The sequence below is a fragment of the Sulfuriflexus mobilis genome (genome assembly GCF_003967195.1).
Taxonomy (GTDB): domain Bacteria; phylum Pseudomonadota; class Gammaproteobacteria; order AKS1; family AKS1; genus Sulfuriflexus; species Sulfuriflexus mobilis.
Genome location: NZ_AP018725.1, coordinates 376,427 through 400,063, shown reverse-complemented (window position 1 = coordinate 400,063; position 23,637 = coordinate 376,427). Strand labels below are relative to the sequence as shown.

The 23,637-nt window shown below is 52.9% G+C and carries 24 protein-coding genes and 1 tRNA gene; 9 read left to right on the top strand and 16 right to left on the bottom strand.

The window, feature by feature from the left end; all coding sequences use genetic code 11:
• The first annotated feature begins 102 nt into the window (after positions 1-102).
• On the top strand, positions 103-573 hold the full coding sequence (locus EL386_RS02005) for an EVE domain-containing protein (RefSeq protein ID WP_126452780.1): 471 nt from the start codon (positions 103-105) through the stop codon (positions 571-573).
• A 431-nt stretch (positions 574-1,004) separates the two neighbouring features.
• The gene (locus EL386_RS02000; RefSeq protein ID WP_126452778.1) at positions 1,005-1,406 is read left to right on the top strand and encodes a histidine biosynthesis protein HisIE; all 402 of its coding nucleotides are present in this window, start codon (positions 1,005-1,007) and stop codon (positions 1,404-1,406) included.
• 92 nt (positions 1,407-1,498) lie between these two features.
• Here EL386_RS02000 and ilvA read toward each other — a convergent pair whose 3' ends face one another.
• Entirely contained in the window at positions 1,499-3,019 is a 1,521-nt protein-coding gene (gene ilvA, locus EL386_RS01995) for a threonine ammonia-lyase, biosynthetic (RefSeq protein ID WP_126452776.1), read from the bottom strand.
• Positions 3,020-3,461: 442 nt separating this feature from the next.
• On the opposite strand from ilvA, the gene rpiA reads away from it, so the two are divergent.
• Positions 3,462-4,124 (top strand): ribose-5-phosphate isomerase RpiA, encoded by a 663-nt coding sequence (gene rpiA, locus EL386_RS01990; RefSeq protein WP_126452774.1) that lies wholly within the window; start codon positions 3,462-3,464, stop codon positions 4,122-4,124.
• Positions 4,125-4,599: 475 nt separating this feature from the next.
• Here the strand turns inward: rpiA and EL386_RS01985 are convergent, their stop codons facing one another.
• The 5 genes from EL386_RS01985 to EL386_RS01965 form a co-directional block, all read right to left on the bottom strand.
• Complete coding sequence (locus EL386_RS01985; RefSeq protein ID WP_126452772.1) at positions 4,600-5,787, bottom strand: porin; 1,188 nt, start codon at positions 5,785-5,787, stop codon at positions 4,600-4,602.
• 698 nt (positions 5,788-6,485) lie between these two features.
• Positions 6,486-6,559 (bottom strand) — tRNA-Gln (locus EL386_RS01980).
• A 47-nt stretch (positions 6,560-6,606) separates the two neighbouring features.
• Entirely contained in the window at positions 6,607-6,996 is a 390-nt protein-coding gene (gene rpsI / locus EL386_RS01975) for a 30S ribosomal protein S9 (RefSeq protein ID WP_126452770.1), read from the bottom strand.
• Positions 6,997-7,015: 19 nt separating this feature from the next.
• Complete coding sequence (gene rplM, locus EL386_RS01970) at positions 7,016-7,444, bottom strand: 50S ribosomal protein L13 (protein ID WP_126452768.1); 429 nt, start codon at positions 7,442-7,444, stop codon at positions 7,016-7,018.
• 1,031 nt (positions 7,445-8,475) lie between these two features.
• A complete protein-coding gene (locus tag EL386_RS01965; RefSeq protein WP_126452766.1) occupies positions 8,476-8,784 on the bottom strand; it encodes a (2Fe-2S) ferredoxin domain-containing protein in 309 nt (102 codons plus the stop codon).
• Positions 8,785-8,872: 88 nt separating this feature from the next.
• On the opposite strand from EL386_RS01965, the gene EL386_RS01960 reads away from it, so the two are divergent.
• Together EL386_RS01960 and coq7 are read left to right on the top strand one after the other, a co-directional pair.
• Complete coding sequence (locus EL386_RS01960) at positions 8,873-10,105, top strand: (Fe-S)-binding protein (RefSeq protein ID WP_126452764.1); 1,233 nt, start codon at positions 8,873-8,875, stop codon at positions 10,103-10,105.
• 32 nt (positions 10,106-10,137) lie between these two features.
• Positions 10,138-10,782, top strand: coding sequence for a 2-polyprenyl-3-methyl-6-methoxy-1,4-benzoquinone monooxygenase (gene coq7, locus EL386_RS01955; protein WP_126452762.1), 645 nt, complete (start codon positions 10,138-10,140; stop codon positions 10,780-10,782).
• Here the strand turns inward: coq7 and speD are convergent.
• Genes speD through EL386_RS01940 form a run of 3 tightly spaced genes read right to left on the bottom strand, consistent with a single transcriptional unit; the run spans position 10,779 to position 12,431 of the window.
• Positions 10,779-11,588 carry an adenosylmethionine decarboxylase gene (speD, locus tag EL386_RS01950; RefSeq protein WP_126452760.1) on the bottom strand — a complete coding sequence of 270 codons (810 nt, stop codon included), beginning with the start codon at positions 11,586-11,588 and terminating at the stop codon, positions 10,779-10,781. The two genes, coq7 and speD, sit on opposite strands and share 4 nt — an antisense overlap.
• Before the next feature lie 25 nt (positions 11,589-11,613).
• Entirely contained in the window at positions 11,614-12,012 is a 399-nt protein-coding gene (locus tag EL386_RS01945) for a VOC family protein (RefSeq protein ID WP_126452758.1), read from the bottom strand.
• Positions 12,009-12,431, bottom strand: coding sequence for an OsmC family protein (locus tag EL386_RS01940; protein ID WP_126452756.1), 423 nt, complete (start codon positions 12,429-12,431; stop codon positions 12,009-12,011). The genes EL386_RS01945 and EL386_RS01940 overlap by 4 nt, the downstream gene beginning before the upstream one ends.
• A 181-nt stretch (positions 12,432-12,612) precedes the next feature.
• On the opposite strand from EL386_RS01940, the gene crp reads away from it, so the two are divergent.
• A complete protein-coding gene (crp, locus tag EL386_RS01935) occupies positions 12,613-13,239 on the top strand; it encodes a cAMP-activated global transcriptional regulator CRP (protein ID WP_126452754.1) in 627 nt (208 codons plus the stop codon).
• 68 nt (positions 13,240-13,307) lie between these two features.
• Positions 13,308-15,647 carry a tetratricopeptide repeat-containing sulfotransferase family protein gene (locus EL386_RS01930; protein WP_126452752.1) on the top strand — a complete coding sequence of 780 codons (2,340 nt, stop codon included), beginning with the start codon at positions 13,308-13,310 and terminating at the stop codon, positions 15,645-15,647.
• A 52-nt stretch (positions 15,648-15,699) separates the two neighbouring features.
• Here the strand turns inward: EL386_RS01930 and trpC are convergent, their stop codons facing one another.
• The 6 genes from trpC to rpe all read right to left on the bottom strand — a co-directional run bounded on the left by trpC (position 15,700) and on the right by rpe (position 21,197).
• On the bottom strand, positions 15,700-16,497 hold the full coding sequence (gene trpC / locus EL386_RS01925) for an indole-3-glycerol phosphate synthase TrpC (RefSeq protein WP_126452750.1): 798 nt from the start codon (positions 16,495-16,497) through the stop codon (positions 15,700-15,702).
• Entirely contained in the window at positions 16,494-17,513 is a 1,020-nt protein-coding gene (gene trpD / locus EL386_RS01920; protein ID WP_126452748.1) for an anthranilate phosphoribosyltransferase, read from the bottom strand. Before trpD ends, trpC begins: the two co-directional genes overlap by 4 nt.
• A 17-nt stretch (positions 17,514-17,530) precedes the next feature.
• Positions 17,531-18,121 carry an anthranilate synthase component II gene (locus tag EL386_RS01915; protein WP_126452746.1) on the bottom strand — a complete coding sequence of 197 codons (591 nt, stop codon included), beginning with the start codon at positions 18,119-18,121 and terminating at the stop codon, positions 17,531-17,533.
• Positions 18,122-18,133: 12 nt separating this feature from the next.
• Positions 18,134-19,612 (bottom strand): anthranilate synthase component I, encoded by a 1,479-nt coding sequence (gene trpE / locus EL386_RS01910; protein WP_126452744.1) that lies wholly within the window; start codon positions 19,610-19,612, stop codon positions 18,134-18,136.
• A gap of 128 nt (positions 19,613-19,740) precedes the next feature.
• Positions 19,741-20,436, bottom strand: a complete 696-nt coding sequence (locus EL386_RS01905; RefSeq protein ID WP_126452742.1) for a phosphoglycolate phosphatase — start codon at positions 20,434-20,436, stop codon at positions 19,741-19,743.
• A 50-nt stretch (positions 20,437-20,486) separates the two neighbouring features.
• Positions 20,487-21,197, bottom strand: a complete 711-nt coding sequence (gene rpe, locus EL386_RS01900; RefSeq protein WP_126452740.1) for a ribulose-phosphate 3-epimerase — start codon at positions 21,195-21,197, stop codon at positions 20,487-20,489.
• Between the two features lie 146 nt (positions 21,198-21,343).
• Here rpe and EL386_RS01895 point away from each other — a divergent pair, with 146 nt between their 5' ends.
• Together EL386_RS01895 and EL386_RS01890 are read left to right on the top strand one after the other, a co-directional pair.
• The gene (locus EL386_RS01895) at positions 21,344-22,168 is read left to right on the top strand and encodes a DUF3530 family protein (RefSeq protein ID WP_172597578.1); all 825 of its coding nucleotides are present in this window, start codon (positions 21,344-21,346) and stop codon (positions 22,166-22,168) included.
• A gap of 32 nt (positions 22,169-22,200) precedes the next feature.
• The gene (locus tag EL386_RS01890; RefSeq protein WP_126452736.1) at positions 22,201-22,656 is read left to right on the top strand and encodes a CopD family protein; all 456 of its coding nucleotides are present in this window, start codon (positions 22,201-22,203) and stop codon (positions 22,654-22,656) included.
• Between the two features lie 165 nt (positions 22,657-22,821).
• Here EL386_RS01890 and djlA read toward each other — a convergent pair whose 3' ends face one another.
• Entirely contained in the window at positions 22,822-23,613 is a 792-nt protein-coding gene (djlA, locus tag EL386_RS01885) for a co-chaperone DjlA (protein WP_126452734.1), read from the bottom strand.
• Positions 23,614-23,637: the final 24 nt, after the last annotated feature.

Genomic DNA, 23,637 nt, shown 5'->3' with positions numbered 1-23,637 from the left:
AGTTATTTTTCATAAGAAAATGCTGATAAACAAACTGCCGGAATCCATACCGGGCGCGGGGCGAAACGTTGCTTTCATACAACAACGCTGGGAGGGGCTGAAATGAAATACTGGATAATGAAATCCGAACCGGATGTCTTCGGCATCGAGCACCTCAAGTCACGTCCACGCAAAACCGAAGCCTGGGATGGTGTACGTAATTATCAGGCACGCAACATGCTGCGTGATGAGATGAAAAAGGGCGACCAGGTTTTCTTTTATCACTCGAACTGTGTCGAGCCAGGCATAGTCGGCATTATGGAGGTAGTCAAGGAGGGGTATGTCGATCATACCGCTTTCGACCCGAGACAAAAGTATTTCGATCCCAAAAGTAACCCCGCCAAGCCGCGCTGGTATATGGTCGATGTCCGCTACAAACGGAAGCTCAAACGCACCATCACACTGGCTGAAATCAAGACAGAAAAAACACTCAAGAATATGAAACTTGTGCAACGTGGTAACCGGCTCTCAATCATGCCTGTCAGCAAGGCCGAATGGCATCACATACTGAAGATGGAAACTCAGCCAACGTGAAGTACACCATGGTGCTTAACACTTGCATGGTCATCATGCCCGTTTCCGATCTATGCGGGTTTTTTTTACCCCCTGAAACAATTTTTCAGGTGTCGGAAAGCCGACACTCGTATTTTCATGGGGGGTGTTTACACTGCTATATAGCCAGAATGGGCTAACTGGCACTACTAAAGCTCAAACCCCCTGATACCTCTGAAAACCTTAGCTGACGCGGCTTTCAGCGGCACATCATTAAGAGATAAGGCCGTAAAGTAAATCAAAGAATCGAGGTTGTCGGATTTACATAGCAAAACCATTTTTTGACACGACCGTTGCGAGAATATTTACGATCTAAGTCACGTTGTAAAACATAAAAAAATGTAGCATTATCCAACAGGTTAGTTATACTCAACCTTGTATAACCTTGTTACATTACCGTGGAGGAATGTTAAATGGCGACCAAGAAAAGAGCCAGTAAGAAAAAAACTGCAAAGAAGAAGGTTACGAAGAAACGCGTAGCCAAGAAGGCAACAAAGAAAAAAGCTGCCAAGAAGAAGGTAGCTAAGAAGAAGACCAAGAAGAAGGCTGCTAAGAAAAAAGCCACCAAGAAAAAGGCTAAGAAGAAAGTAGCTAAGAAGAAGACCAAGAAAAAGGCCGCTAAGAAAAAGGCCAAGAAGAAAGTAGCTAAGAAGAAAACCAAAAAGAAGGCCAAGAAAAAGGCTAAGAAGAAAGTAGCCAAGAAGAAAACCAAAAAGAAGGCCACTAAGAAAAAGGCTAAGAAGAAAGTAGCCAAGAAGAAGACGAAGAAGAAGGCCAGTAAGAAAAAGGCCAAGAAAAAGACTAAGAAAAGATAAGTAATATCAATAAGTTGTAATTAAAAGGCCCGCAATGCGGGCCTTTTTTTATCTCCGTAGCCTGTTGTTTTCAGGCGACAAACACAACGAGGTTAACTGAGGAATAATTGGTAGGCCGGATTATCCTGTTCCGCCCAGTAGGGATAGCCCACTTCATCCAAAAAGGCCTGAAAACGCCCCTGCTCAGCCGGTGGCACCTGTATCCCCACCAGCACACGTCCATAAGCCGCACCGTGGTTACGGTAATGAAACAGGCTGATGTTCCAGCCCTGGCCCATATGCTTCAGGAAACGCAGCAGCGCCCCCGGCCGCTCCGGAAACTCGAAACGATACAACTGCTCGTGGTCGACCATCGCGGCACTATGGCCGCCGACCATATAGCGAACATGTATCTTCGCCATTTCATTATCGGTCATGTCTACAACGGGGTAGTCACGTCCCTTCAGCTTTGCGATGAGTTCCTCTCTCTCAGCCGAACCATTGAGCTGCACACCGACGAAAACATGCGCCTCGCTAGCATCAGAGTAGCGATAATTGAACTCGGTAATCCCTCGTTCACCAATGGTTTTACAGAACTCCCGGAAGCTGCCCGGTCGCTCCGGGATCGTCACGGCAAGCAAGGCCTCACGCTGTTCACCGATCTCGGCGCGCTCGGCAACATGGCGCAGGCGATCAAAATTCATATTGGCACCGCTGTTAACGGCAACCAGGCAGGCTCCCTGCAGGCCCTCGCGGGCGACATATTTCTTAATGCCCGCCACGGCCAGGGCACCGGCCGGTTCGGTAATGGCCCGGGTATCGTCATAGATATCCATGATCGCCGCACAGATCTCATCGGTGCTCACCAATACCACCTCGTCGATGAGGTCACGGACGACACGAAAAGGCTCCTCACCCACCTGGCGCACGGCCACACCATCGGCAAAGATACCAATATGTGGCAAAGTGATGCGCTCACCGGCCTCGAGGGCAACATACAGGCAGGCGGCATCATCCGGTTCGACACCAATCACCTTTATCTCCGGGCGATGTTGTTTAATCCAGGCCGCCATGCCGGCAATAAGGCCACCGCCACCGACGGGGATAAATACTGCATCAATCCTTTCCGGGTGTTGCTCAAGCAGTTCTACCGCGACCGTCGCCTGCCCAGCAATCACATCGGGGTCATCATAGGGATGGATATAAACCGCGCCTGTCTGTTCAACCAGCGTCCGGGCATGGGCACTGGCGTCGTCATAGGTATTACCATGCAAGACCACCTCGGCACCGAGCTTACGCACGGCCTGCACCTTGATGCGTGGCGTGGTCTTCGGCATGACAATCATGGCCTTGATACCCCGGCGCTGGGCCGCCAGGGCCACTCCCTGGGCATGATTGCCCGCCGAGGCGGTGATCACCCCCCTGGCCTGCTCTTCCTCGCTCAGTTGCGCTATTCGGTTATAGGCACCTCGCAGTTTGAAAGAAAACACCGGCTGCAGGTCCTCACGCTTGAGGAGTATTTCATTATTCAGGGCCTCAGACAGGCCGGGCGCCGCATCCAGAGGCGTTCGTCTGGCGACGTCGTAGACAACCGCACAGGCCGCCTTGATACGTTTTTCGTAATCATTAAGCATGTGCACAAGATACTAGAATAAGTGGCACGAAGAAAATAAATTGATGAATGATAAGCCAGTGTAAAAATCAGCTATGACGGCCATCTTATTCTCGATATTTGACGCAAAGACCGCAAAGGCGCAGAGGACGCAAAGATTTTCTAAATATTTATGCTGCCGTCATTCTGCCGCGACCAGAGCAAGGTTCAGTAAGTACTTGATGATCATCGAAGATGATCTAAGTGTAGGCCAGAATCCAGTACGCCAAACTAGCTCGTTGGATTCCGGCTAAACACTTCCCAAAATAATATGCATAAATCGATATCTTTTTATTTCTTTCTCCGCGACCTCTGCGCCTTGGCGATCTCTGCGTTATTTACTCGATCTCAACAAAGACTGAAATCTGGCAAAAATGCCATTTTTTCGGTATCGTTTGCGGTCTGATTTTGATGAGGTGAGAAACATGAACCAGGACGAAATGAAAAGGGCCGCCGCCGAGGCCGCTATCGAGTATGTAGATACCGGCATGATCGTCGGTATTGGTACCGGCTCCACGGCCAACCACTTCATCGATCTGCTGGCTGGCATCAAAGGCAAGGTCGATGCCACCGTAGCCAGCTCTGAGGCCTCTGCAGAGCGCCTACGCGGTCACGGCATTCGCGTCCTCGACCTCAACGAGGCCGGTGAGCTCTCCCTGTATGTAGACGGTGCCGATGAATCCAACAAGTACCTGCACCTGATCAAGGGTGGTGGTGGCGCCCTGACCCGGGAAAAGATCGTTGCCGCCGCCAGTAAGAAGTTTGTCTGTATCGCCGACGAGTCCAAGCTGGTCGACATCCTCGGAGACTTCCCGCTGCCCGTGGAAGTCATCCCCATGGCCCGCAGTTATGTCGCCCGCGAGATCCTCAAGCGCACCGGTGGCACCCCCGTGCTGCGCGAAGGTTTTACCACCGATAACGGCAATGTCATCCTCGATATCCGTGACCTGCAAATCATGGAACCCGTGAAACTGGAAAACGAGCTCAACAGCATTGTCGGTGTGGTCACCAATGGCCTGTTCGCCGCCCGCCCGGCCGATGTGCTGATTTTGGGCACGCCGGAGGGGGCTAAAACGATTCTGCCTTAAGCTGCAAATCATCTATCAATAAAAAAGCCGGGCATTTGCTCGGCTTTTTTGTTCTTCAAAATAACTGGGGTAGTAAGTGGGGCTTACAATTTCTGCGTATTTATAAACTTTCTAGGCTTACAAATTCACCACTCATAGATACCCTGACTCCGGAGAAGTAGGGCACTCATGATGAAGCTTGAAAAAGCTTCTATGAGCCACTTTCAGGGTTACACCATAGAACCTTTCAGGTTCATTATGGATACCTCACCCATTTCCAATGGGTCGAGGCAATTATGAGTACCCTACCCATCTCCGATGTCCGTGGGGTTTAAGGTTCATACGTTCATGTAAGCTTCCTAGGCTGCTAATTTCACCACTCATAGAAGCCTTTCAGGCTTCATCATGAGTACCTTAGCCATTTCCAATGGCTCAAGGCAAAAAAAACGGGGTGCCGAAGCACCCCGTCTCTAGACAATAAGATTATTAACTAATCTTAGAAGTCCTTGCGGATACCAACAGTCCAGGCATCACGGTCATTTGCATTACCGTTTTTGTCACCATCGGTCTGTGTGTAACCACCGAAGATGCGAGTCTGCTTGCTGAACTTGTGGATCACGCCCACTGCCCAGTAATCGTACTCGAAGTCTCTCGCAGTACCGTCTGGATCAACATCCATATTACCGTATGACAGGCTGAAAATGTTGTTACCGGCCTTGTACTGACCGTTCAACCAGTAAACATCGGCATCATCACCAACACCTGGGCGGTAGTTACCAGCAACACCTGGGGTTGTGCCACCAGCAGCGGCCAGTGCATCATCTACAGTTTCGTACTGACCGGCCAGAGTCCAAGGACCTGACTTCCAACGCAGACCAACCTTGGTCAGTGTTTCGTCATCAACGTTGCTTGTAGCCGTAACCGTAATCGGGAACGTACCAGTAATGACTGTAGTACCAACTGTAGTCGTTGTAGCAACGTTAATTACACTGGTGCTTCTGCGTGTTGCCTGGTTGTTACGGTTATGCGCGAAGATCGCTTCCCACGGACCGTTCGTGTAATGAACGGCAATAGAGTAGTCGTTATCACCATCGTCAGAATTACCCACGTCGCCATTGTTGGCACCTGGATTGGTTTCGTCAGGCGAAATCGCAAACTTGAACTGGAAGCCGTTTACTTCTGGTGAGGTGTAGTAAATGCTGTTACGCATGAAGCCATTCTGGCCACCGATACCGGTACCACCGAGCATACCACCGGCACGACGGGCCTGCAGGTGAGTCGCGGTCCATGGATCCCACTTAACACCACCAGCGGTCTTGTATGGCGCATGGTGTGCACCGGCTGAGAGTGAACCCCAGCTACCCTTGATACCGACGAATTGGTCACGTCCGCGTAAACCTTGCGTATTACCACTTGAAGCTGAGTCTTGGTCATCAGCTGGATCCAGTGCCCATTCAAACTTACCGAAGGCAGTCAGACCACCACCCAGCTTTTCAGTGAACTTGACACCGATGCGTGAACGAACACCATCGTCATCAACAGACTGTACGCTGTCTTGACCGCTAGCGTCTGAATCTTCAATGTTGTATTCAACCTGTGCGATACCGTACAGCTTGACGTCTGCAGAAGCAGCGGCCGGTGCCAGCGCGGCGGCAACTGCAATTGCGAGGAATTTCTTATTCATAGGTTTCTCCTAAAAATACTATTTTGTTTATAAGTCAATCGACCGGCTAACAATAGCCAAGTTTCGGGGTTTGTGCAACATTTTTTCGTAAAAAAAACAACAGGCCCACTGACTTGTTGTGAATAAGCAACACATTAGCAGAGTGGATGATCACATCCAAGAATAAAAAATGAGAAAGCTAATAAATATCAATAGGATAGCTTGTTTTTTCACAATCGTGCCCCATCCCATTTCTCCCCTTGGTTGGATTAGCGCTAACACGACGTATTCAATCAGGTTCGCAGTAGGGTGCGCTTTGCGCACCAAGGGGGGCGTGAAAAGTCTCGTGACTCAGATGGTGCGCAAAGCGCACCCTACTTTTCCTGGATATGCTTGTTTGGCAACTAGGCCGGACTGGAAGAGAAACGACGTGACCGTAGCGCGACCAGAACCTGCGATAGCAAGTTTAGTAAGTACTTAATGAATCTCTTAGAGATTCTAAGTGAAGCGTAGAAAGTGCCTGATAACCAGAACATGCGAAGCAAGTGCGGGGAATCCTTGATGGAGCTCGAAGAGATTCCAGGGAGAAACCCGCAGGGGTTTTGATGTGAATCCGACAACAAGTATAAACATGGACGTATCGGATTAGCTATGTGGCCATAGCGTATATCCCAGCCAATAAACAACAAAGCCCGCACTGGGCGGGCTTTGTTGTTTATTGGCTGGGGAACAAGGATTTGAACCTTGATTGACGGAGTCAGAGTCCGTTGTCCTGCCGTTAGACGATTCCCCAAAAGAAGTCGGTAAACGGCGTGCGGCGCATAATGGCCGCGAACGCAATTAACGCTTCGAGTACTGCGGACGCTTACGGGCCTTGTGCAGACCAACCTTCTTACGCTCAACCTCACGTGAATCACGTGTGACGAAACCGGCCTTACGCAATGACTTGCGCAGTGCTTCGTCGTACTTCATGAGCGCACGGGTAATACCGTGACGAATCGCGCCTGCCTGACCAGTGTTACCGCCACCCTTGACGTTAACCTTGATATCGAACTTGCCGATCATCTCGGTCAGTTCGAGTGGCTGGCGAACTACCATGCGTGAGGTTTCACGACCAAAGTAGTTATCGATACCACGATTGTTGATGGTGATGTTGCCTTCACCTGCGGTCATATATACGCGAGCTGTTGATGACTTGCGACGACCGGTGCTGTAATAAACGTCTGACATGTTCTTTAACCTACGACTTTTAGAGTTCCAGCGGCATTGGCTGTTGCGCCGCATGCTGGTGTTGACCGCCCGCATAAACCTTCAGCTTGCGGAACATTGCACGGCCCAGTGCATTCTTCGGCAGCATACCTTTCACTGCGGTTTCGATAATGCGCTCTGGAGCCTTCTTTAACAGCTTGTCGAAGCTGATTGTCTTCAGACCACCAATGTAACCTGTATGATGATGATACAGCTTGTCGGTAGACTTTCTTCCTGTCACACGGACCTTCTCGGCATTGATGACCACGATGTAGTCGCCGGTATCCACGTGCGGTGTATAAATAGCTTTATGCTTACCGCGCAGGCGGCGGGCGATTTCGGTCGCCATACGGCCCAGGGTCTTGCCCTCGGCATCGATGACAAACCAGTCGCGCTTCACTTCAGCCGGTTTTGCACTGAACGTTTTCATTTCAGTATTGCTCCACGTAAATAGGGTAGTGTCTTGCAAAGAGGCGGAATATTACTCGAGTCGGCGGCAGGATACAAGAGGAAAACGGCCTCTTTTTGGTCTCCTCATGGGGCCTCACAGCCCCTCCTCCTGTAGCTTTTGCCCTAGAAGCTTATATTCCTAACTCACCGTACTTATAGGGTCGAGGCGTTCATAAGAGCCTTTTAGGCTTCTTTATTGGGATCCTGCCCATCTCCGATATCCGTGGGGCTTGTAGCTTCTACGTTCATGCAGGCTTCTTAGGCTGCCTGATTCACCACTCACAGATGCCCTGACTCCGGAGGAGTAGGGTACTCATGATGAAGCTTGAAAAGCTTCTATGAGCTACCTGTGGGCTTCCCCCAAGAATCTCTACGAGCTTCATTAGGGATTTCCTGCACCTGCTCCGCAGGTTCTGGTCATTATCCGTACCTCAACCATCTCCGATGGTTCGAGGCAAAAAAAAGGCGCGGCATATTGGGCTGCCGCGCCTTATAAGCCACCATTTGGGAGGTGGAGGAGGATCGTTTCAGGTTGCGTGCACTGGAGGAGGTAGGCACAACAATCTGAAGTGGAATAAATTCTACTAAGCATTAGTATATTAGTCAACTCTAATTAACAGGCTGTAGCGATAATCTTACGGCTATCTGCCAGGCGCGGCATAAGCAATTGTTATCTAATGGGTTATTAGGCAATAAAAAAGGCGCGATCCGGTGAAGAATCGCGCCTGTACCACCTGGAACTCTACTATTCGTGGAGGAATGCTAGAGTGTTTGTCCCCAACAGAGGGGTATTCGCTGGTGGACTTAAAGGATGTGCGATGTGGTTTTCTTTGTCAACGTTTAGTTGTTTGTCTTATTTTACAATTAGTTATATATTATTATTAATGTATAGTAATAGGTATATTCGCCATCGCGCTGGTTTAACTCAGTTCATGTAATATTTAATAACTAATTGATTACATTGATTAATATTTCTTGCGCTAAATTCGTGGATAAATAAATAAAAAAAGCCTAAATCTGCAGGCGTTTGACAATTTCCCCCTGTTGCAGGTGTTTGTCCAGAATTTCATCAATATCTTCGTGATCAACATAGCTGTACCAGGTGCCTTCCGGGTAGATCACCATCACCGGGCCTTCGCTACAGCGATCCAGGCAACCAGCGGAATTGATCCTGACCTTGCGCGGCCCATTGAGCCCCAGGGCCTTGCACTGTGCCTTGGCGTAGTCGCGCATGGCCTGGGCATTACAGTCCTGACAACATTCACGGCCATCGCTACGTTGATTGGTGCAAAAGAAAACGTGGTAACGGTAGTAAGACATAATTAAGACCAAGTAACGGGTGACAAGCAAACTGTAACGAGTAGAATCGCTGTGACTCTATATTATTCTACACGATATCAATACTCCCTTGTCGACAGAACCTCGTAACTCCGCCCTGATCACCGAAAGTGATAAATGTGTGATGTGTGGCATGTGTCTGCCACAGTGTCCCACCTATATCCACGCGCAGGATGAAAACGAATCACCACGTGGCCGCCTGGTGCTAGGCAAGGCGCTGTTACGCGGCGAGCTGAAAGTGGATTCACCTATCCGGCAACACATCGATAACTGTCTGCTCTGTCGACAGTGTGAACGCATCTGCCCCTCTGGTGTGAAGTTCGGTTATTTCATGGACGGCCTGCGAGAGACCCTTGAGCCGGAACAAAAAACGGCCATCAACCCACTGGTTGCTCGTCTCGAGAACCCCGTGCAGACACGCCGCTGGCATCGCTGGTTACGCCTCGCCCAGCTCAGCGGCATGAAGGGCCTTGCCGCCCTGCTCCCCGGTCAGACAGGGCGACTGGCGCGCAGCCTGCCCACCATCGGCCCACTCAAGCCGGTGCAGGCACACTATCCGGCCACATCAGAAACCGGCACGGTGAAACTCTTCAAGGGCTGTACACAGACACTGTTTGGTAACCGCCTGCTGGAAAGCAGCGTGCAGCTACTGAACCGGCTGGGTGTAAGCGTAGAGGTCCCTGCACAACAGGGCTGCTGTGGCGGCTTGTCACAACATCAGGGCCGTGCCGTGCAAGCGAATAGACTGGCCGCGATCAACATCGAAGCCTTTGCAGCGAGTACATACGCACCTATCCTGACCCTCGCCAGTGGCTGTGCGGCAACCCTGAAGGATTATGCGCGACAGGCAGATCCTGATGCCGGGGCCTTCGCCCTGGCCATTACCGACATCAGTCATTATCTCCAGTCTCTCGATTGGCCGAAAGACATACAGATTCGTCCATTGGAGAAACGCATCGTCATTCATAGCCCGTGTTCCCTGCGCAACGTCATGCGTCAACAGGCTGCCGTGGCCACCCTATTGGCGCGGATCCCACAGGCCACGCTGCTGTCTCTCGAACAAACAACCAACAGTTGTTGTGGCGCCGCCGGCAGTTACATGTTCGAGGCAGCTCATGAAGCACTCGCGGATACTCTCGCCGATGCCACTGTTCAACAAATCCGAAGGCTTAATGCCGATATCGTGGTCACCAGCAATATAGGTTGTGCGATGAATCTGCAGACCAGCCTGAAACGTGCCGGACTTGAGACAACGGTATTACACCCCGTTGAACTCCTTGCACAGCAACTGATAGTCGATTGACTTTCGGCCCGTCTCTTGTATCGTCTAGCTTTATGAAACCACGCACATATAGTTCCCTCGACCAGCTGGCCATGAACGTGGACCAGGCCCTGCGCACCGTATTCGGACGGCCACAGGTCACCGAACGGGAAAATCCGAGCCAGGGCTGTGCCGAGGTTGCTTTAGATGAGACAGAGCGCCAGCACGTCGCCGGCCTGATGCGTATCAACCATGTTGGCGAGGTCTGTGCCCAGGCCCTTTATCAGGGGCAGGCACTGACAGCAAAACTCGATCATGTCCGTACAAGTATGCAGCGCGCCGCCCAGGAAGAAAATGATCACCTGGCCTGGTGTGAGCAGCGCCTGGGTGAATTACACAGTCACAAGAGTTTGCTGAATCCATTCTGGTATGGCGCGTCGTTTGCGATGGGGGCCGCCGCCGGTCTGGCCGGTGATAAGTGGAGCCTGGGTTTTGTCGCCGAAACCGAACAGCAGGTGGTACGTCACCTGGATGAGCACCTTGCCCAGTTACCCGAGCAAGACGAGAAAAGCCGGGCAATCCTCGAGCAAATGAAGATAGACGAGGGCCGCCACGCCACCGTGGCGCTGGAGGCCGGTGGCGCCGAGCTGCCGACGCCGATCAAACAGGCGATGCGCCTCACCTCAAAGCTTATGACCCGTACCGCCTACCGCATCTAGAACTTCATGCCCTTTTTCATATTCTGGCCATAAAAGATTTCGGCCATCTCACGACGCAGATTGTCGGTAACTACCGCTTCTTCCTTACCGGTCAGGTCGTCATCATTGATACCAAAAAGATAATTGTTAATATCAAATTTTTTCAGCATCATCTTGGTATGGAAAATATTTTCCTGGTAAACGTTCACGTCGATCATTTCATAGGCGTTTTTGATATCACGTGAAACGAAGTTCTGGATGGAATTGATATTGTGATCAATAAACAACTTGCCGCCTTTTTCATTACGGGTAAAACCACGCACGCGGTAATCCATGATGACGATATCCGATTCAAAACTGTGCACCAGATAGTTAAGGGCCTTCAGCGGTGAAATACGCCCACAGGTAGAGACGTCGATATCGGCGCGGAAAGTACTGATCCCGTTTTCCGGATGGTACTCGGGATAGGTATGGACCGTGATGTGACTCTTATCCAGGTGACCGACCACTGCATCGGGCAAGGGTCCCGGCGTTTCGCGGTTATCCAGTTCGCCGGCAGCGACCGCCTCTTCCGAAATCAGCATGGTGACACTGGCGCCCTGCGGGTCATAATCTTGCCGGGCAATATTGAGGATATTTGCACCGATGATATTACTCACATCAGTAAGGATATGGGTCAACCGCCTGGCATTGTATTCCTCATCAATATATTCAATGTATTCCTGCTGCTGGGCCTTGCTTGAGGTATAGGCAATATCATAGATGTTGAAACTTAGGGTCTTGGTCAGGTTATTAAAACCATGCAGCTTGATTCTTTTCTTCGCCATTCAGGTCGTCTCAGTTTATACACCACTAACATTTATCCGCAATCGGCGGATGATAAATCATCTGCACGGTCGTGCCGTCCGGGTCACTGCAATAGAAACTGCGTGCTCCGTCACGGTGGGTGCGTGGTTCAGTCCGCATCACCACCTCATGTGATTTCAGAAATTCATACCAGCTGTCCACATCCTCAATAGCACGCAGAATAAAACCGATGTGGTCAAGGTGTTGGCCCTTCTCGGCCAGCGGTTCACGGGCACGATGCAGGGCAAGGTTATCATTACCGGAACACAGATAGACATTATCCGCATCCGGACGCCACTCCACCTGCATGGCCAGTAACTCGGTATAGAAGTGCTCGCAGGCCTCAAAGTTTTCAGCGTACAGCGCCACATGGCGCATTCCACCGGTTGCAGGGGGACGTGTCATACCACCTCCTCCTCGATCACATAGTCATGTGTAATCTCGGCCATGGCGCCAAGCATAATCGAGGCCGAGCAGTACTTTTCGGCCGACAGCTCCACAGCGCGTTTAACTCGGTCTTCTTTCAGACCGGCACCCTTGATACGGAAGTGGGCATGGATTTTCGTAAAGACCTTCGGGTCTTCATCGGCACGTTCGGCATTGAGTTCCACCACGCAGTCCGTAATGGGTTGGCGGGCCTTTTTGAGAATATGCAGGACATCAAAGGCGGTACAACCACCCATGCCGAGCAGGAGCATCTCCATGGGGCGGATCCCCAGGTCACGTCCACCGTGTTCCGGTGGCCCGTCCATGACCACCGCGTGACCACTGCCCGACTCGCCGACGAAGGTGGCACCCTCAACCCATTTTACTCGCGCTTTCATGACCTACTCCTCAGAAATCAGGACGCGGAAGAGTATCATAAAATACTCTAAGCACAGCATAGGTCAGGGAGCAAAATCCCGCTGAATGCGCGGGGTTCGACAGCCTGTGGAAAATTGCCTACACTGGGCGTATACATAGAGCCAGTACATAATAAGGTTACACAGGGCAATCATTACCCCCATGCTGAGCAATCAAATCAATCCGGCCATTGAGCGTTTCCTTGAGCATTGTCACCGTCGCCAGTACCCGGCGAAGAGCGTCATTATCTACGCCGGTGACGTGCCCGATGTGCTGTATTACATCATCAAGGGCTCCGTTACAGTACTCATTGAGGAAGAGGATGGCCGTGAAATCGTCCTCGCCTACCTCAATCCGGGTGATTTTTTCGGTGAAATGGGCCTGTTCATGCCCGAACAGAAGCGCAGCGCCTGGATCCGCGCCCGCGTCGAGTGTGAACTCGGCGAGATCAGTTACAGCAAGTTTCGCCAGCTCTCCACTGAAAACCCGGATATCCTCTTCGAACTGGCCTCACAGATGGCAATCCGCCTGCAGAACACCAGCCGCAAGGTCGGCCACCTCGCCTTCATGGACGTCACCGGCCGTGTCGCCCGCACCCTGCTGGACCTCTGCAAGCAACCTGATGCCATGACCCACCCAGACGGCATGCAAATCCGCATCACCCGCCAGGAGATTGGTCGCATTGTCGGCTGCTCCCGCGAGATGGTCGGGCGTGTGCTGAAAAACCTCGAAGAACAACAACTCATCTCGGTCAAGGGCAAGACCATCGTCGTTTTTGGTACCCGCTGACCCCCGCCTGCCATTTTGCGCTAGAATAGCCACCATTCATTGACAGCAATTTCAGCAGGTTTTGCCTCATGGCCTCCAGCAATCCCCTTGCCCACAGCAAGAAACAAAAAGCCTTCAAACTCCTCAACCAGGGCCACGTGCAGGAAGCCGTGCCGATCCTGGAACAAATTGTTAACAAATACCCGAAGGATATCGAGGCACTGGCCACGCTGGGTAGTATCTATGGCCAGTCCGGGCAACTTGAACCGGCCGTGCACTACCTTGAACGCGTCATTGAGATAAACCCCAACGACCTCGATACTCTGAATAACCTCGGTGTTGCCAATATGATGTTGGGCAATACTGACCTTGCCAGACGTTACACCGAACAAGTGGTGAAACTGCAACCCAATGACGCCGGGAATCATTTCAACCTGGCGTGTATCCTTCATGAACTGAAACAATATGAAGATGCTATTGAGCACTTTAACAAGGCACTAATCCTTGAACCAGGCTCTGCCGATGTTCTGGTTAATCTTGGCGTCTGTCTAAAAGATATAAATCATAACCAAGAAGCCAAGCAAACCTTCCTGAAGCTACTCGAGCAAACTCCAAACAGCCCTGAAGCTCACTACAATCTAGGCACGATCTACAATGATGAGGACGATACCGAGGCGGCCATCGAACACCTCTCCATTGCCGTACAACTGCGCCCCGACTACGCTGATGCCCATTTAAACCTGGGTAATGCATTACTCAGCATCGAGCATAAAAAAGAGGCCAGCCAACACTATGAACAGGCTGCTCGTTTGAAACCCGATGGTTACGACAAAATTAATGCCATTGCGAAACTACAAGAGGCCGAGGGCAATATCGATGGCGCTATCCGCTTATTCAGTAATGCCCTAGAGGCTAATAATTCGAACTTTCACATTTTTCACGAACTGGCAGACCTGTATTACAAGCAAGGGCGCACCCAGGAGGCACTAGAAAATATACAACAATCAAGGGATTTAGATGCTGATGACATCCAGTCCATCATCCTGCATGCACGGGTTCTACAGGCAACATCGCAACCCACGGAGGCTATTACCGTGCTGAAACACGGGCTTGACCTCGATGCAAATAATGCCCTTATTCACAATCAACTAGCTGGCCTATATGGAACTAGAGGCAACCATGATAAAGGACTTGTGCACGTAAAAAGGGCACAGGCACTGCAACCAAAAAACGCCGCTCACGTCTGCTCAGAGGTCAACCTGCTCATCAAACTGGGACGACACGATGAGGCTGCTGAAAAGCTCGAACCTATCTTGGAAAATCCTGCCCAGGAACATAAAGATAGTGAATTTGCGGTTGTCTCAAGTTTTGCCAAGCTCTGTAAACACATGGGACGTTGTGAAGAGGCTATTGAACGCATCACGAAATTACTCGATAGCAAGGAAATCCGTGAGGCCACCTCGATCCGTGACCTCTACTTTGAACGCGGTCGCTTATACGACACTACAAAACAATATGACAAGGCATTCTCTGATTTTATTGAAGCCAACAAGCTGAAAGAAACTGATTTCAGTTGCCAGACACATCATGAATATGTCGATGCATTAATGGCCACGTTTACCAGAAAAACCCTAAATGACTACCCTGACGCAGAAAACAACTCCGCAAAACCCGTCTTGATTGTCGGCATGCCACGTTCTGGTACATCCCTGACTGAGCAGATTATCGCCTCGCACCCAAAGGTTGAAGGCGCCGGCGAACTCGGCGACATTGCCCAGATTTACAGAAGTGTCGAGGAGATGATGGAGGCAAAAGCACGCGAACAAAAGGAAATGGCACTGACGGTTGCCGAGTGTAACAAGCTGGCAACACGTTATCTGGAAACACTGGATGGAATCGCAACCAGCGAAACAACACGTCGCATCACTGACAAGATGCCGACTAATTTCCTTTACCTTGGTCTGGTTCAGCAATTATTGCCCAAGGCACGCATTATTCACACCCTGCGTAACCCTCTTGATACCTGCCTGTCTATCTATACTCTGGATTTCGCCGGCCGGCACCCTTACGCCTATGACCTGAAAAACCTTGGCTGTTTCTATAACGAGTACCGACGCATTATGCACCACTGGCATGAAGTACTGGATATTCCGATTATGAACATCCAGTATGAAGACCTTGTTATCGACCAGGAGGCCTGGTCACGTAAACTTATCGATTTCTGTGGACTTGAGTGGGATGATGCCTGCCTGAATTTCCACAAGAGCAAACGTGTCGTCAATACCGCCAGTAACCAGCAGGTGCGCCAGCCTATCTACAAGGGCTCCATGCAGCGATGGAGACCTTACGAAAAACACTTGCAACCGCTCATCGATGCCCTGGAACCGGAATACCGTAAAGAAGCCGGTGTCGAGGACTGGGATTATTAACTCTTCTCGTCGGTTTAGGCCATCGCTAATGGCCTAAACCGACCCAGACAAATCACTGAAACAACTCAGCGAGTTTTTCGCCCGGCTCGACGGCACGCATGAAGGTCTCACCAACCAGGAAGGTATTGACCTGGTTCTCGCGCATGCGTGCGACATCTTCCGCCGTGTGAATACCACTCTCGGTGACGACGATGCGATCATCAGGGATACTGTCGAGTAGTTCCAGTGTCGTATTGAGTGATGTTTCAAAGGTCCGCAGGTTGCGGTTGTTAATGCCCAGCAGCGGGATATTCAACTTCAGTGCGCGCTGTAATTCTTCGGCATCATGCACTTCGACAAGCACATCCATACCCAACTCGTGGGCCAGCGCTGAGAGTTCGTGCATGCGTTCATCGTCCAACGCGGCGACGATGAGCAGGATGCAGTCGGCATTGATCGCCCGCGCCTCGTAGACCTGATAGGGGTCAATAATAAAATCCTTTCTGATCACCGGCAGGTCGCAGGCCTCGCGTGCTTGCTGCAGGTAGTCTTCATGGCCCTGAAAGTAATCCGCATCGGTGAGGACAGACAGGCAGGCCGCGCCGCCCCTGGCATAACTGGCTGCGATCTGTGCCGGCTGGAAATCCTCACGCAATACCCCCTTACTCGGCGAGGCCTTTTTGATCTCGGCGATCACCGCGGCCTGGCCTTTTGCGAGTTTCGCTTTGATCGCGCTAACAAAGCCGCGTGGTGGCGAGGCGACGGCAATGCGTTGCTTCAGTTCTTTAATAGAAACCTTTGCACTACGCTCGGCGATTTCTTCATGCTTGCGGGCGATGATTTTTTTCAGGATGTCGGGGGTATCGTTCATGATAAAGACTTGGAAAGGCTCACTAATGCCTCGAGTTTTTCACGGGCCGCGCCACTGGCAATGACCTCTTGCGCCTTTTTCACACCGGCCTCGAGCGAATCGACCAGGTCGGCGGCATAAATGGCGGCACCGGCATTCAGCACGACGATATCACGCGCGGCACCGGGCGTGTTATCGAGTACCTGCCTGACGATGGCGAGGCTTTCCTCGGCGCCGTCCACCGCCAGCTCTTCGAGTTTGCCGGTGGCGATGCCAAACTGCGCCGGTGAGATCGTGTAGGTCGTGATCGCTCCGTTTTTCAACTCGGCGACCCTGGTCGGCGCGGCGATGCTGATCTCGTCCATGCCATCTTCGGAGTGCACGACCAATACGTGATTGCTACCCAATGCTTTTAAAACTTCCGCCAGTGGCTCAACCAACTCTTCACTAAACACGCCGAGTAACTGGTTCGGCGCGCCGGCCGGATTGGTCAGCGGGCCGAGCACGTTAAAGATGGTGCGTACCCCCATTTCCTTGCGCGGCCCAATGGCGTGTTTCATCGCACTGTGGTGCTTGGGCGCGAACATGAAGCCGACGCCGATCTCATTAATGCACCGTGCGACCTGCCCGGCATTCAGCTCGAGGTTTACACCGGCGACCTCCAGCAGGTCGGCACTGCCGGACTTGCTCGATACCGAACGGTTACCGTGCTTGGCGACCGTGCCACCGGCAGCAGCAACAACAAAGGTACTGGCCGTGGAGATATTAAAGGTATTCGCACCATCACCACCGGTGCCGACGATATCGACGACATGCTCGCCCTCTACTTTCACACCCGTAGCCAGTTCGCGCATGACGCTGGCGGCGGCGGTAATCTCGTCAACCGTCTCGCCCTTCATCCGCAGACCCACCAGAAAACCACCGATCTGTGCCGGGGTCGCCTCGCCGGTCATGATCAGACGCATGACCTGGGTCATCTCTTTCCGTGACAGGTCTTTTCTGTCGAGTACGCTGCGAATCGCAGTCTGCATGTCCATTCTGCTCATACCTTCTGTTACTGTTTTTTATTTTGCTCGAGAAAATTACGCAACATATCATGGCCATGCTGGGTCAGGATCGATTCGGGATGGAACTGCACGCCCTCGATGGCCATGTCTTTATGCCGCACACCCATGATCTCGTCAATCTCACCATTGGCCTTTTCGGTCCAGGCGGTGACCTCAAGGCACGCTGGCAGACTGTCTTTTTCGATCACCAGCGAATGGTAACGGGTCGCCTCGAGCGGATTGGCAAGCCCTTTGAAAACACCAATGTCATGGTGTTTCACCATCGAGGTCTTGCCGTGCATGATTTCGTTGGCATGCACGATCTTGCCACCAAAGGCCTGGCCGATACTCTGGTGTCCCAGGCAAACGCCCAGGATCGGCAGCTTGCCGGCAAAGTGCTTGATCGCCTCGACCGAGACACCGGCCTCGTTCGGTGTACAGGGCCCCGGTGAGATCACCAGGTATTCCGGCGCGAGTTTTTCAATCTCATCGATCGTGATCTGGTCGTTACGCTGCACCTGTACATCCACACCCAATTCACCAAAGTACTGCACGAGGTTGTAGGTAAAGGAGTCGTAGTTGTCGATCATTAGTAACATAGTTGTTCTCCCCTACTTCAAACCGGCCGCAGCCATGGCCACGGCGCGGAAGATGGCGCGACCTTTGTTCATGGTCTCGTCCCATTCACTCTGCGGCACAGAATCGGCGACGATGCCGGCACCGGCCTGGATGTGCAGGGTCTGGTCTTTGATCACCGCGGTACGGATTGCGATCGCGGTATCCATGTTGCCGCTCCAGGAGATATAACCCACCGCGCCGGAATAGACACCACGCTTGACCGGCTCGAGCTCGTCGATGATTTGCATGGCGCGGATCTTCGGTGCGCCACTGACAGTGCCGGCCGGGAAGGTCGCGCGCAGCGCATCCATGGCCGACATGCCCTTCTTCAACTGACCGGTGACGTTGGAGACGATGTGCATAACATGCGAGTAACGCTCGATGAGCATCTTCTCGGTCAGTTCGACCGTGCCGGTCTCGGCGACACGCCCCACGTCATTGCGCCCGAGGTCAATCAGCATGAGGTGTTCGGCGAGTTCCTTCGGGTCGGCGAGCAGCTCGGCCTCCAGCGCCCGGTCTTCTTCTTCCGTCTTGCCGCGTGGGCGGGTGCCGGCGATCGGCCGCACCGTCACTTCACCGTCCTCGACGCGGGTCAGGATCTCCGGCGAGGAGCCGACGATGTGGAAATCGCCAAGGTCAAGGAAATACATATATGGTGACGGATTCAGGCTGCGCAGGGCACGATATAAATCCAGGGGCTCGGACGTGAACGGTATCGACAGGCGCTGTGAGAGTACGGTCTGCATGACATCGCCCTCGACGATGTACGCCTTGACCCGCTCCACGGCGGCCTTGAATCCGTCTTCAGTAAACCCCGAGACGAAGTCCGATTCCTTGACCTCACTACCCACACTCTCGTCGTGGTGGTATTCCGGCGTCGCCTGCCTGAGCTTGGCCACCAAGGCATCGAGGCGTTGCTCAGCGACGTTGTAGGCGTCCGCTATCTCGGGGTTAACGTGGATGACGACGAACATCTTACCGGAGAGGTTATCGAACACCACGACCTCGTCGGAGACCATGAGCAGGATATCCGGGTTATCAAGCGGGTCTGGCTTGTTGCCGTTGGCGAGTTTTGGCTCGATGTAACGGATGGTGTCGTAGCCAAAATAACCGACCAGGCCGCCGGTAAAACGCGGCAGCCCCGCCACTTCCGGCATGCGGTAATGTGACTGGAAATCCTCGATGAAGCTCAGTGGGTCTTCGACCTCATGGGTCTCGATAATCTCGCCGTCTTTCTCGATTTCAATCGCATAACCCCGTACACGCAACAGGCTGCGGCAGGGCAAACCGATAATCGAATAACGACCCCACTTTTCCCCGCCCTGCACGGACTCAAACAGATAGGAGTACGGGCCGTCGGCAAGCTTGAGGTAGGCACTCAGCGGCGTATCGAGGTCGGCAAGGACCTCGCGCATCAGGGGGATGCGGTTATGGCCGGCGTTGGCGAGTGCGTTGAATTGTTCGAGTGTCATAGTCATTTCCTGTACATGGCATGGTTACAAGGGCATTACTGGTTCTATACGCAGACCAGCGCCACCATCGTTGTTCCAATTTTGTTTCCATGTTCATGTATCCGCTAAATGACTATTATTTTATATTTTCACGAGGCCAATTGGGCCTCGGCGTTCTCGAGTAGTGATTCTAACTCAGCCATGGAATCAATCAAGCCATCCGGATTCGCATCGGCAATATTGTCACCATGATTGTAGCCATAGGTCAGACAGGTGATCTGGAAGCCCGCTGCGCGCGCCGCCTTCACATCGCTGACCGAATCGCCCAGCATCATGGACTGCTGCGGTGAAACGTTAAAAAACTCCGCCGCATGTAATAGGGGTAGAGGGTCCGGCTTTTTCTTCGCCAGCGTGTCACCACTGATGACGATGGCAAACTCGTCATAGATACCCAGTTGCTTCAGCAGCGGCACGGTAAAGGCCTCGGCCTTGTTGGTCACGCAACCGAGCTTGTAACCGGCCTTTTTCAGGTAATCCAGACCTTCGCGGACACCGGGATACAGGCCACTACGCACGCAGGTGTTCTCGGCATACAGATCGAGGAAGATCGGGTAGGCCCTGGCCATGAGTGCTTCATCCGGGTGACCATCGAGGTCATCGGTAAGTGCGCGCTCGACGAGGCGTTCGACGCCATTGCCAACCCAGTGACGCACGCGGTCTTCACCGCGCACAGGCATGTCGAGCTGCTTCAGCATCTCATCAACGCAGTAGGCGAGGTCTGGCACACTGTCGACCAGCGTGCCGTCGACATCGATCAGGACCATTTCAGGTTTTTTAAGGCTCATATTTCAAATCCAGTATATAACGCAAAGGCCGCAAAGAATGACCGCTACGTTTACATCTCCATGCTATAAGAGGAAACCGCTTTCGCCAACTCATCGCGCATCTGGCCAATCACGGTGTCATAAAGGTTGGCATCGGCATCGTTCCTGGCACCAAAGATGGCCGAACCGGCAACAAACATATCGGCACCGGCTTCCTTGATTTCACGGATATTATCAACCTTCACGCCACCATCAATTTCCAGACGAATATCACGACCAGAGGCATCAATAATCTTGCGGGCGGCACGCAGCTTTTCCAGTGTGTGCGGGATAAAGCTCTGACCACCAAAGCCCGGGTTAACCGACATCAACAAAATAACATCAATCTTGTCGATAACATGCTCAAGCACATCCAGCGGAGTGGCCGGGTTAAACACCAAGCCTGACTTACAACCCTCGGCCTGGATCAGCTGCAGGGTACGGTCGATGTGCTCGGAGGCCTCCGGGTGGAAGGTGATATAGCTAGCACCGGCAGCGGCAAAATCCGGGATGATGCGGTCCACCGGCTTGACCATGAGGTGCACGTCAATCGGTGCCGTCACGCCGTGCTTGCGCAGCGCCTCACAGACCAGTGGGCCAATAGTCAGGTTTGGCACGTAGTGGTTATCCATTACATCAAAGTGCACGACGTCGGCACCGGCGGCCAGGACCTTGTCGACTTCCTCACCCAGCTTGGCAAAATCAGCAGACAAAATAGACGGTGCAATAAAATCTTCGGCCATGGTCAATCACCCCTTAAAAATTCGTTGAGTTCGCACCCTTACCGGGCACACCCGTAAACAGAACGCCGCACTTTACCCGATCAGGCTGGATATTGCAGCTTTTCAGGGTATCATTAGTCGCTCACAGCGAGCCGATGGAGCCCGACATGAAAACCCCTGTAATGCAATTTTTTTATATATTTTTCATAGGGATATGTTCAATTAATGGCGCCTACGCCTCGGACACGGCGAAGGAAAAACGCTGGGCCGACCAGGTAGTCGATGGCCTCATTGTCGGTGAAGCCGCCTGGCTGGAGGCCGACGGCAATAAATTCCTCGGCATCTACGCCGAGCACGAGACCGACAAGCCGAGTGGCGCGGTCATCGTCTTACACGGCAGTGGGGTGCACCCGGACTGGCCGGATATCGTCCAGCCCCTGCGTTCGGAACTGCCCGCTCACGGCTGGGCCAGCCTGTCACTGCAATTACCCATCCTGGCCAATGAGGCAGACCATAAAGACTATGCCCCGCTGTTCGCCGAGGTCCCGGCCCGTATCCAGGCCGGCATCGCCTATCTGAAAGAAAAGGGCTATCACAATATCATCATCCTCGCCCACAGCCTGGGGAGCAGCATGGCCGCCTCGTACCTGGCGAACAATGCCGAGGGCATCACCGCCTTTGCCGCCATCGGCATGGGCGCCCGTGAAGGTGCAGACCCGCGTATGGACAACCTCGCCTTCCTCGAGAAGATCACCCTCCCCGTCCTGGATATCTATGGCAGCCAGGACCTGGAGACCGTGCTCGACTCGGTCAAGGCCCGTGCCCAGGCCGCCCGCAGGGCGGGAAATAGCCACTATCGCCAGGTCGAGGTGGCGGGAGCCAATCACTTCTTCCAGGGCCTCGAGGCCGACCTGGTGCGCCGAGTGAAGAGCTGGCTGGCACAGTTCCGGGGTATGGCGGTCGACATGCCTGTCGATAGCATGAAAAAATAACTCGCCTACCGCGATTCGAAGGACGTAATAAAATGCCTCTCGCCATTGCCCTGCATATGCTCGCCGCCACCATTTGGGTTGGCGGTATGTTTTTCGCCTACATGGCCCTGCGCCCGGTTGCGGCCAGCCTGCTCGAACCGCCGCAACGCCTGCCATTGTGGCGAGATGTGTTTGCCCGCTTCTTTCCCTGGGTGTGGGTCTCGGTGCTCCTGTCACTGGCCAGCGGTTACTGGATGGCCTTCAAACTGTTTGGCGGCTTCGCCACCTTGCCGCTCTACGTGAATATCATGCAGGGCCTCGGCATCCTCATGATACTTATCTATATGCACGTCTTCTTCGGCCCCTACCGGCGCATGAAACAGGCCATCGCCGCCGGTGACCTGCCCACAGCTGGGGCCAGGCTGGCGCAAATACGCCTACTTATAGGGGTGAACCTGAGCCTGGGTCTGATCGTGACCGCTATAGCCAGTGGTGGACGGTACTTCTGATTGATGATGCCTCGACCCATCGGAGATGGGTGAGGTACGCATAATGAAGCCAAAGGCTTCTATGCGCGAATGTGCAAGGCTGCCACCATGCTCTCGCAGAACCCTGCGGGTTCATTGCGAGTACCCTAACCTTCGCCCCGAAGGTTCAGGGCATCATCAATTGCTCTATTTCATGCCACGGGATTCTTTAATGACCTCATATGCGGAACGTATTTCCTGGGTCTTTTCCTTGGCCAGCTGCATCATCTCTTCCGGCAGACCCTTGGAAACAAGTTTATCCGGGTGATGCTGGCTCATCAGCCGTCGATAGGCCTTTTTCACCTCGGCATCACTGGTCTTTGCAGAGACCCCCAGCACGGCATAGGCCTCCTGCGCGGAAAGACCGACAGGCTGACCCGCCCGCCCCCCCGTGTGGCGTTGCGCCTTGACCATGGCCTCGAGGTGCTCCATCTCCTGACGAGAAAAGCCTAATATCTCGCAAATATGCTCGATGAGCTGGCGCTCGGCCGGGTGCACCACGCCATCGGCATAGGCGGCATGCATCTGGATCTCGATAAACATGCGCAACAGGGTATCGCGGCGGTGACACTCGCTACGGAGCTGCTCGAGGACATCGTCCAGCGGGAAACCCGCCTGCTTGCCCTCGTTGAACAAACGCCGTGCGGCCTGTTGCATATCGGTCGACAGGCTGAGCTGGGCCATGATGGCATTGGCGATCGCAATCTCGTCATGCGTGACCTTGCCATCGGCCTTGGCGACATGCCCCATCACCGAGAAAGTCGCGGTGAAAAAGGCCCCCTGGACGCGCTCACGGGCACCAGGGCGAAAATCGGCATCCGACATCCCCCCCAGGCCCTTGTCGAAATTATGCCCGAGGGCGGCGCCCATCAGGGCGCCCAGCGGCCCACCGAGTAAATACCCGAACGCGCCACCGATGACTTTTCCCCACCAACTCATAGACTTACCTCAAAAGACTCAATC

Excerpts from the sequence above, each read along its gene's own strand:
- EL386_RS02005 (WP_126452780.1), top strand. The coding sequence starts at position 103 with ATGAAATACTGGATAATGAAATCCGAACCGGATGTCTTCGGCATCGAG.
- EL386_RS02000 (WP_126452778.1), top strand. The coding sequence starts at position 1,005 with ATGGCGACCAAGAAAAGAGCCAGTAAGAAAAAAACTGCAAAGAAGAAG.
- ilvA (WP_126452776.1), bottom strand. The coding sequence starts at position 3,019 with ATGCTTAATGATTACGAAAAACGTATCAAGGCGGCCTGTGCGGTTGTC.
- rpiA (WP_126452774.1), top strand. The coding sequence starts at position 3,462 with ATGAACCAGGACGAAATGAAAAGGGCCGCCGCCGAGGCCGCTATCGAG.
- EL386_RS01985 (WP_126452772.1), bottom strand. The coding sequence starts at position 5,787 with ATGAATAAGAAATTCCTCGCAATTGCAGTTGCCGCCGCGCTGGCACCG.
- rpsI (WP_126452770.1), bottom strand. The coding sequence starts at position 6,996 with ATGTCAGACGTTTATTACAGCACCGGTCGTCGCAAGTCATCAACAGCT.
- rplM (WP_126452768.1), bottom strand. The coding sequence starts at position 7,444 with ATGAAAACGTTCAGTGCAAAACCGGCTGAAGTGAAGCGCGACTGGTTT.
- EL386_RS01965 (WP_126452766.1), bottom strand. The coding sequence starts at position 8,784 with ATGTCTTACTACCGTTACCACGTTTTCTTTTGCACCAATCAACGTAGC.
- coq7 (WP_126452762.1), top strand. The coding sequence starts at position 10,138 with ATGAAACCACGCACATATAGTTCCCTCGACCAGCTGGCCATGAACGTG.
- speD (WP_126452760.1), bottom strand. The coding sequence starts at position 11,588 with ATGGCGAAGAAAAGAATCAAGCTGCATGGTTTTAATAACCTGACCAAG.
- EL386_RS01945 (WP_126452758.1), bottom strand. The coding sequence starts at position 12,012 with ATGACACGTCCCCCTGCAACCGGTGGAATGCGCCATGTGGCGCTGTAC.
- EL386_RS01940 (WP_126452756.1), bottom strand. The coding sequence starts at position 12,431 with ATGAAAGCGCGAGTAAAATGGGTTGAGGGTGCCACCTTCGTCGGCGAG.
- crp (WP_126452754.1), top strand. The coding sequence starts at position 12,613 with ATGCTGAGCAATCAAATCAATCCGGCCATTGAGCGTTTCCTTGAGCAT.
- EL386_RS01930 (WP_126452752.1), top strand. The coding sequence starts at position 13,308 with ATGGCCTCCAGCAATCCCCTTGCCCACAGCAAGAAACAAAAAGCCTTC.
- trpC (WP_126452750.1), bottom strand. The coding sequence starts at position 16,497 with ATGAACGATACCCCCGACATCCTGAAAAAAATCATCGCCCGCAAGCAT.
- trpD (WP_126452748.1), bottom strand. The coding sequence starts at position 17,513 with ATGGACATGCAGACTGCGATTCGCAGCGTACTCGACAGAAAAGACCTG.
- EL386_RS01915 (WP_126452746.1), bottom strand. The coding sequence starts at position 18,121 with ATGTTACTAATGATCGACAACTACGACTCCTTTACCTACAACCTCGTG.
- trpE (WP_126452744.1), bottom strand. The coding sequence starts at position 19,612 with ATGACACTCGAACAATTCAACGCACTCGCCAACGCCGGCCATAACCGC.
- EL386_RS01905 (WP_126452742.1), bottom strand. The coding sequence starts at position 20,436 with ATGAGCCTTAAAAAACCTGAAATGGTCCTGATCGATGTCGACGGCACG.
- rpe (WP_126452740.1), bottom strand. The coding sequence starts at position 21,197 with ATGGCCGAAGATTTTATTGCACCGTCTATTTTGTCTGCTGATTTTGCC.
- EL386_RS01895 (WP_172597578.1), top strand. The coding sequence starts at position 21,344 with ATGAAAACCCCTGTAATGCAATTTTTTTATATATTTTTCATAGGGATA.
- EL386_RS01890 (WP_126452736.1), top strand. The coding sequence starts at position 22,201 with ATGCCTCTCGCCATTGCCCTGCATATGCTCGCCGCCACCATTTGGGTT.
- djlA (WP_126452734.1), bottom strand. The coding sequence starts at position 23,613 with ATGAGTTGGTGGGGAAAAGTCATCGGTGGCGCGTTCGGGTATTTACTC.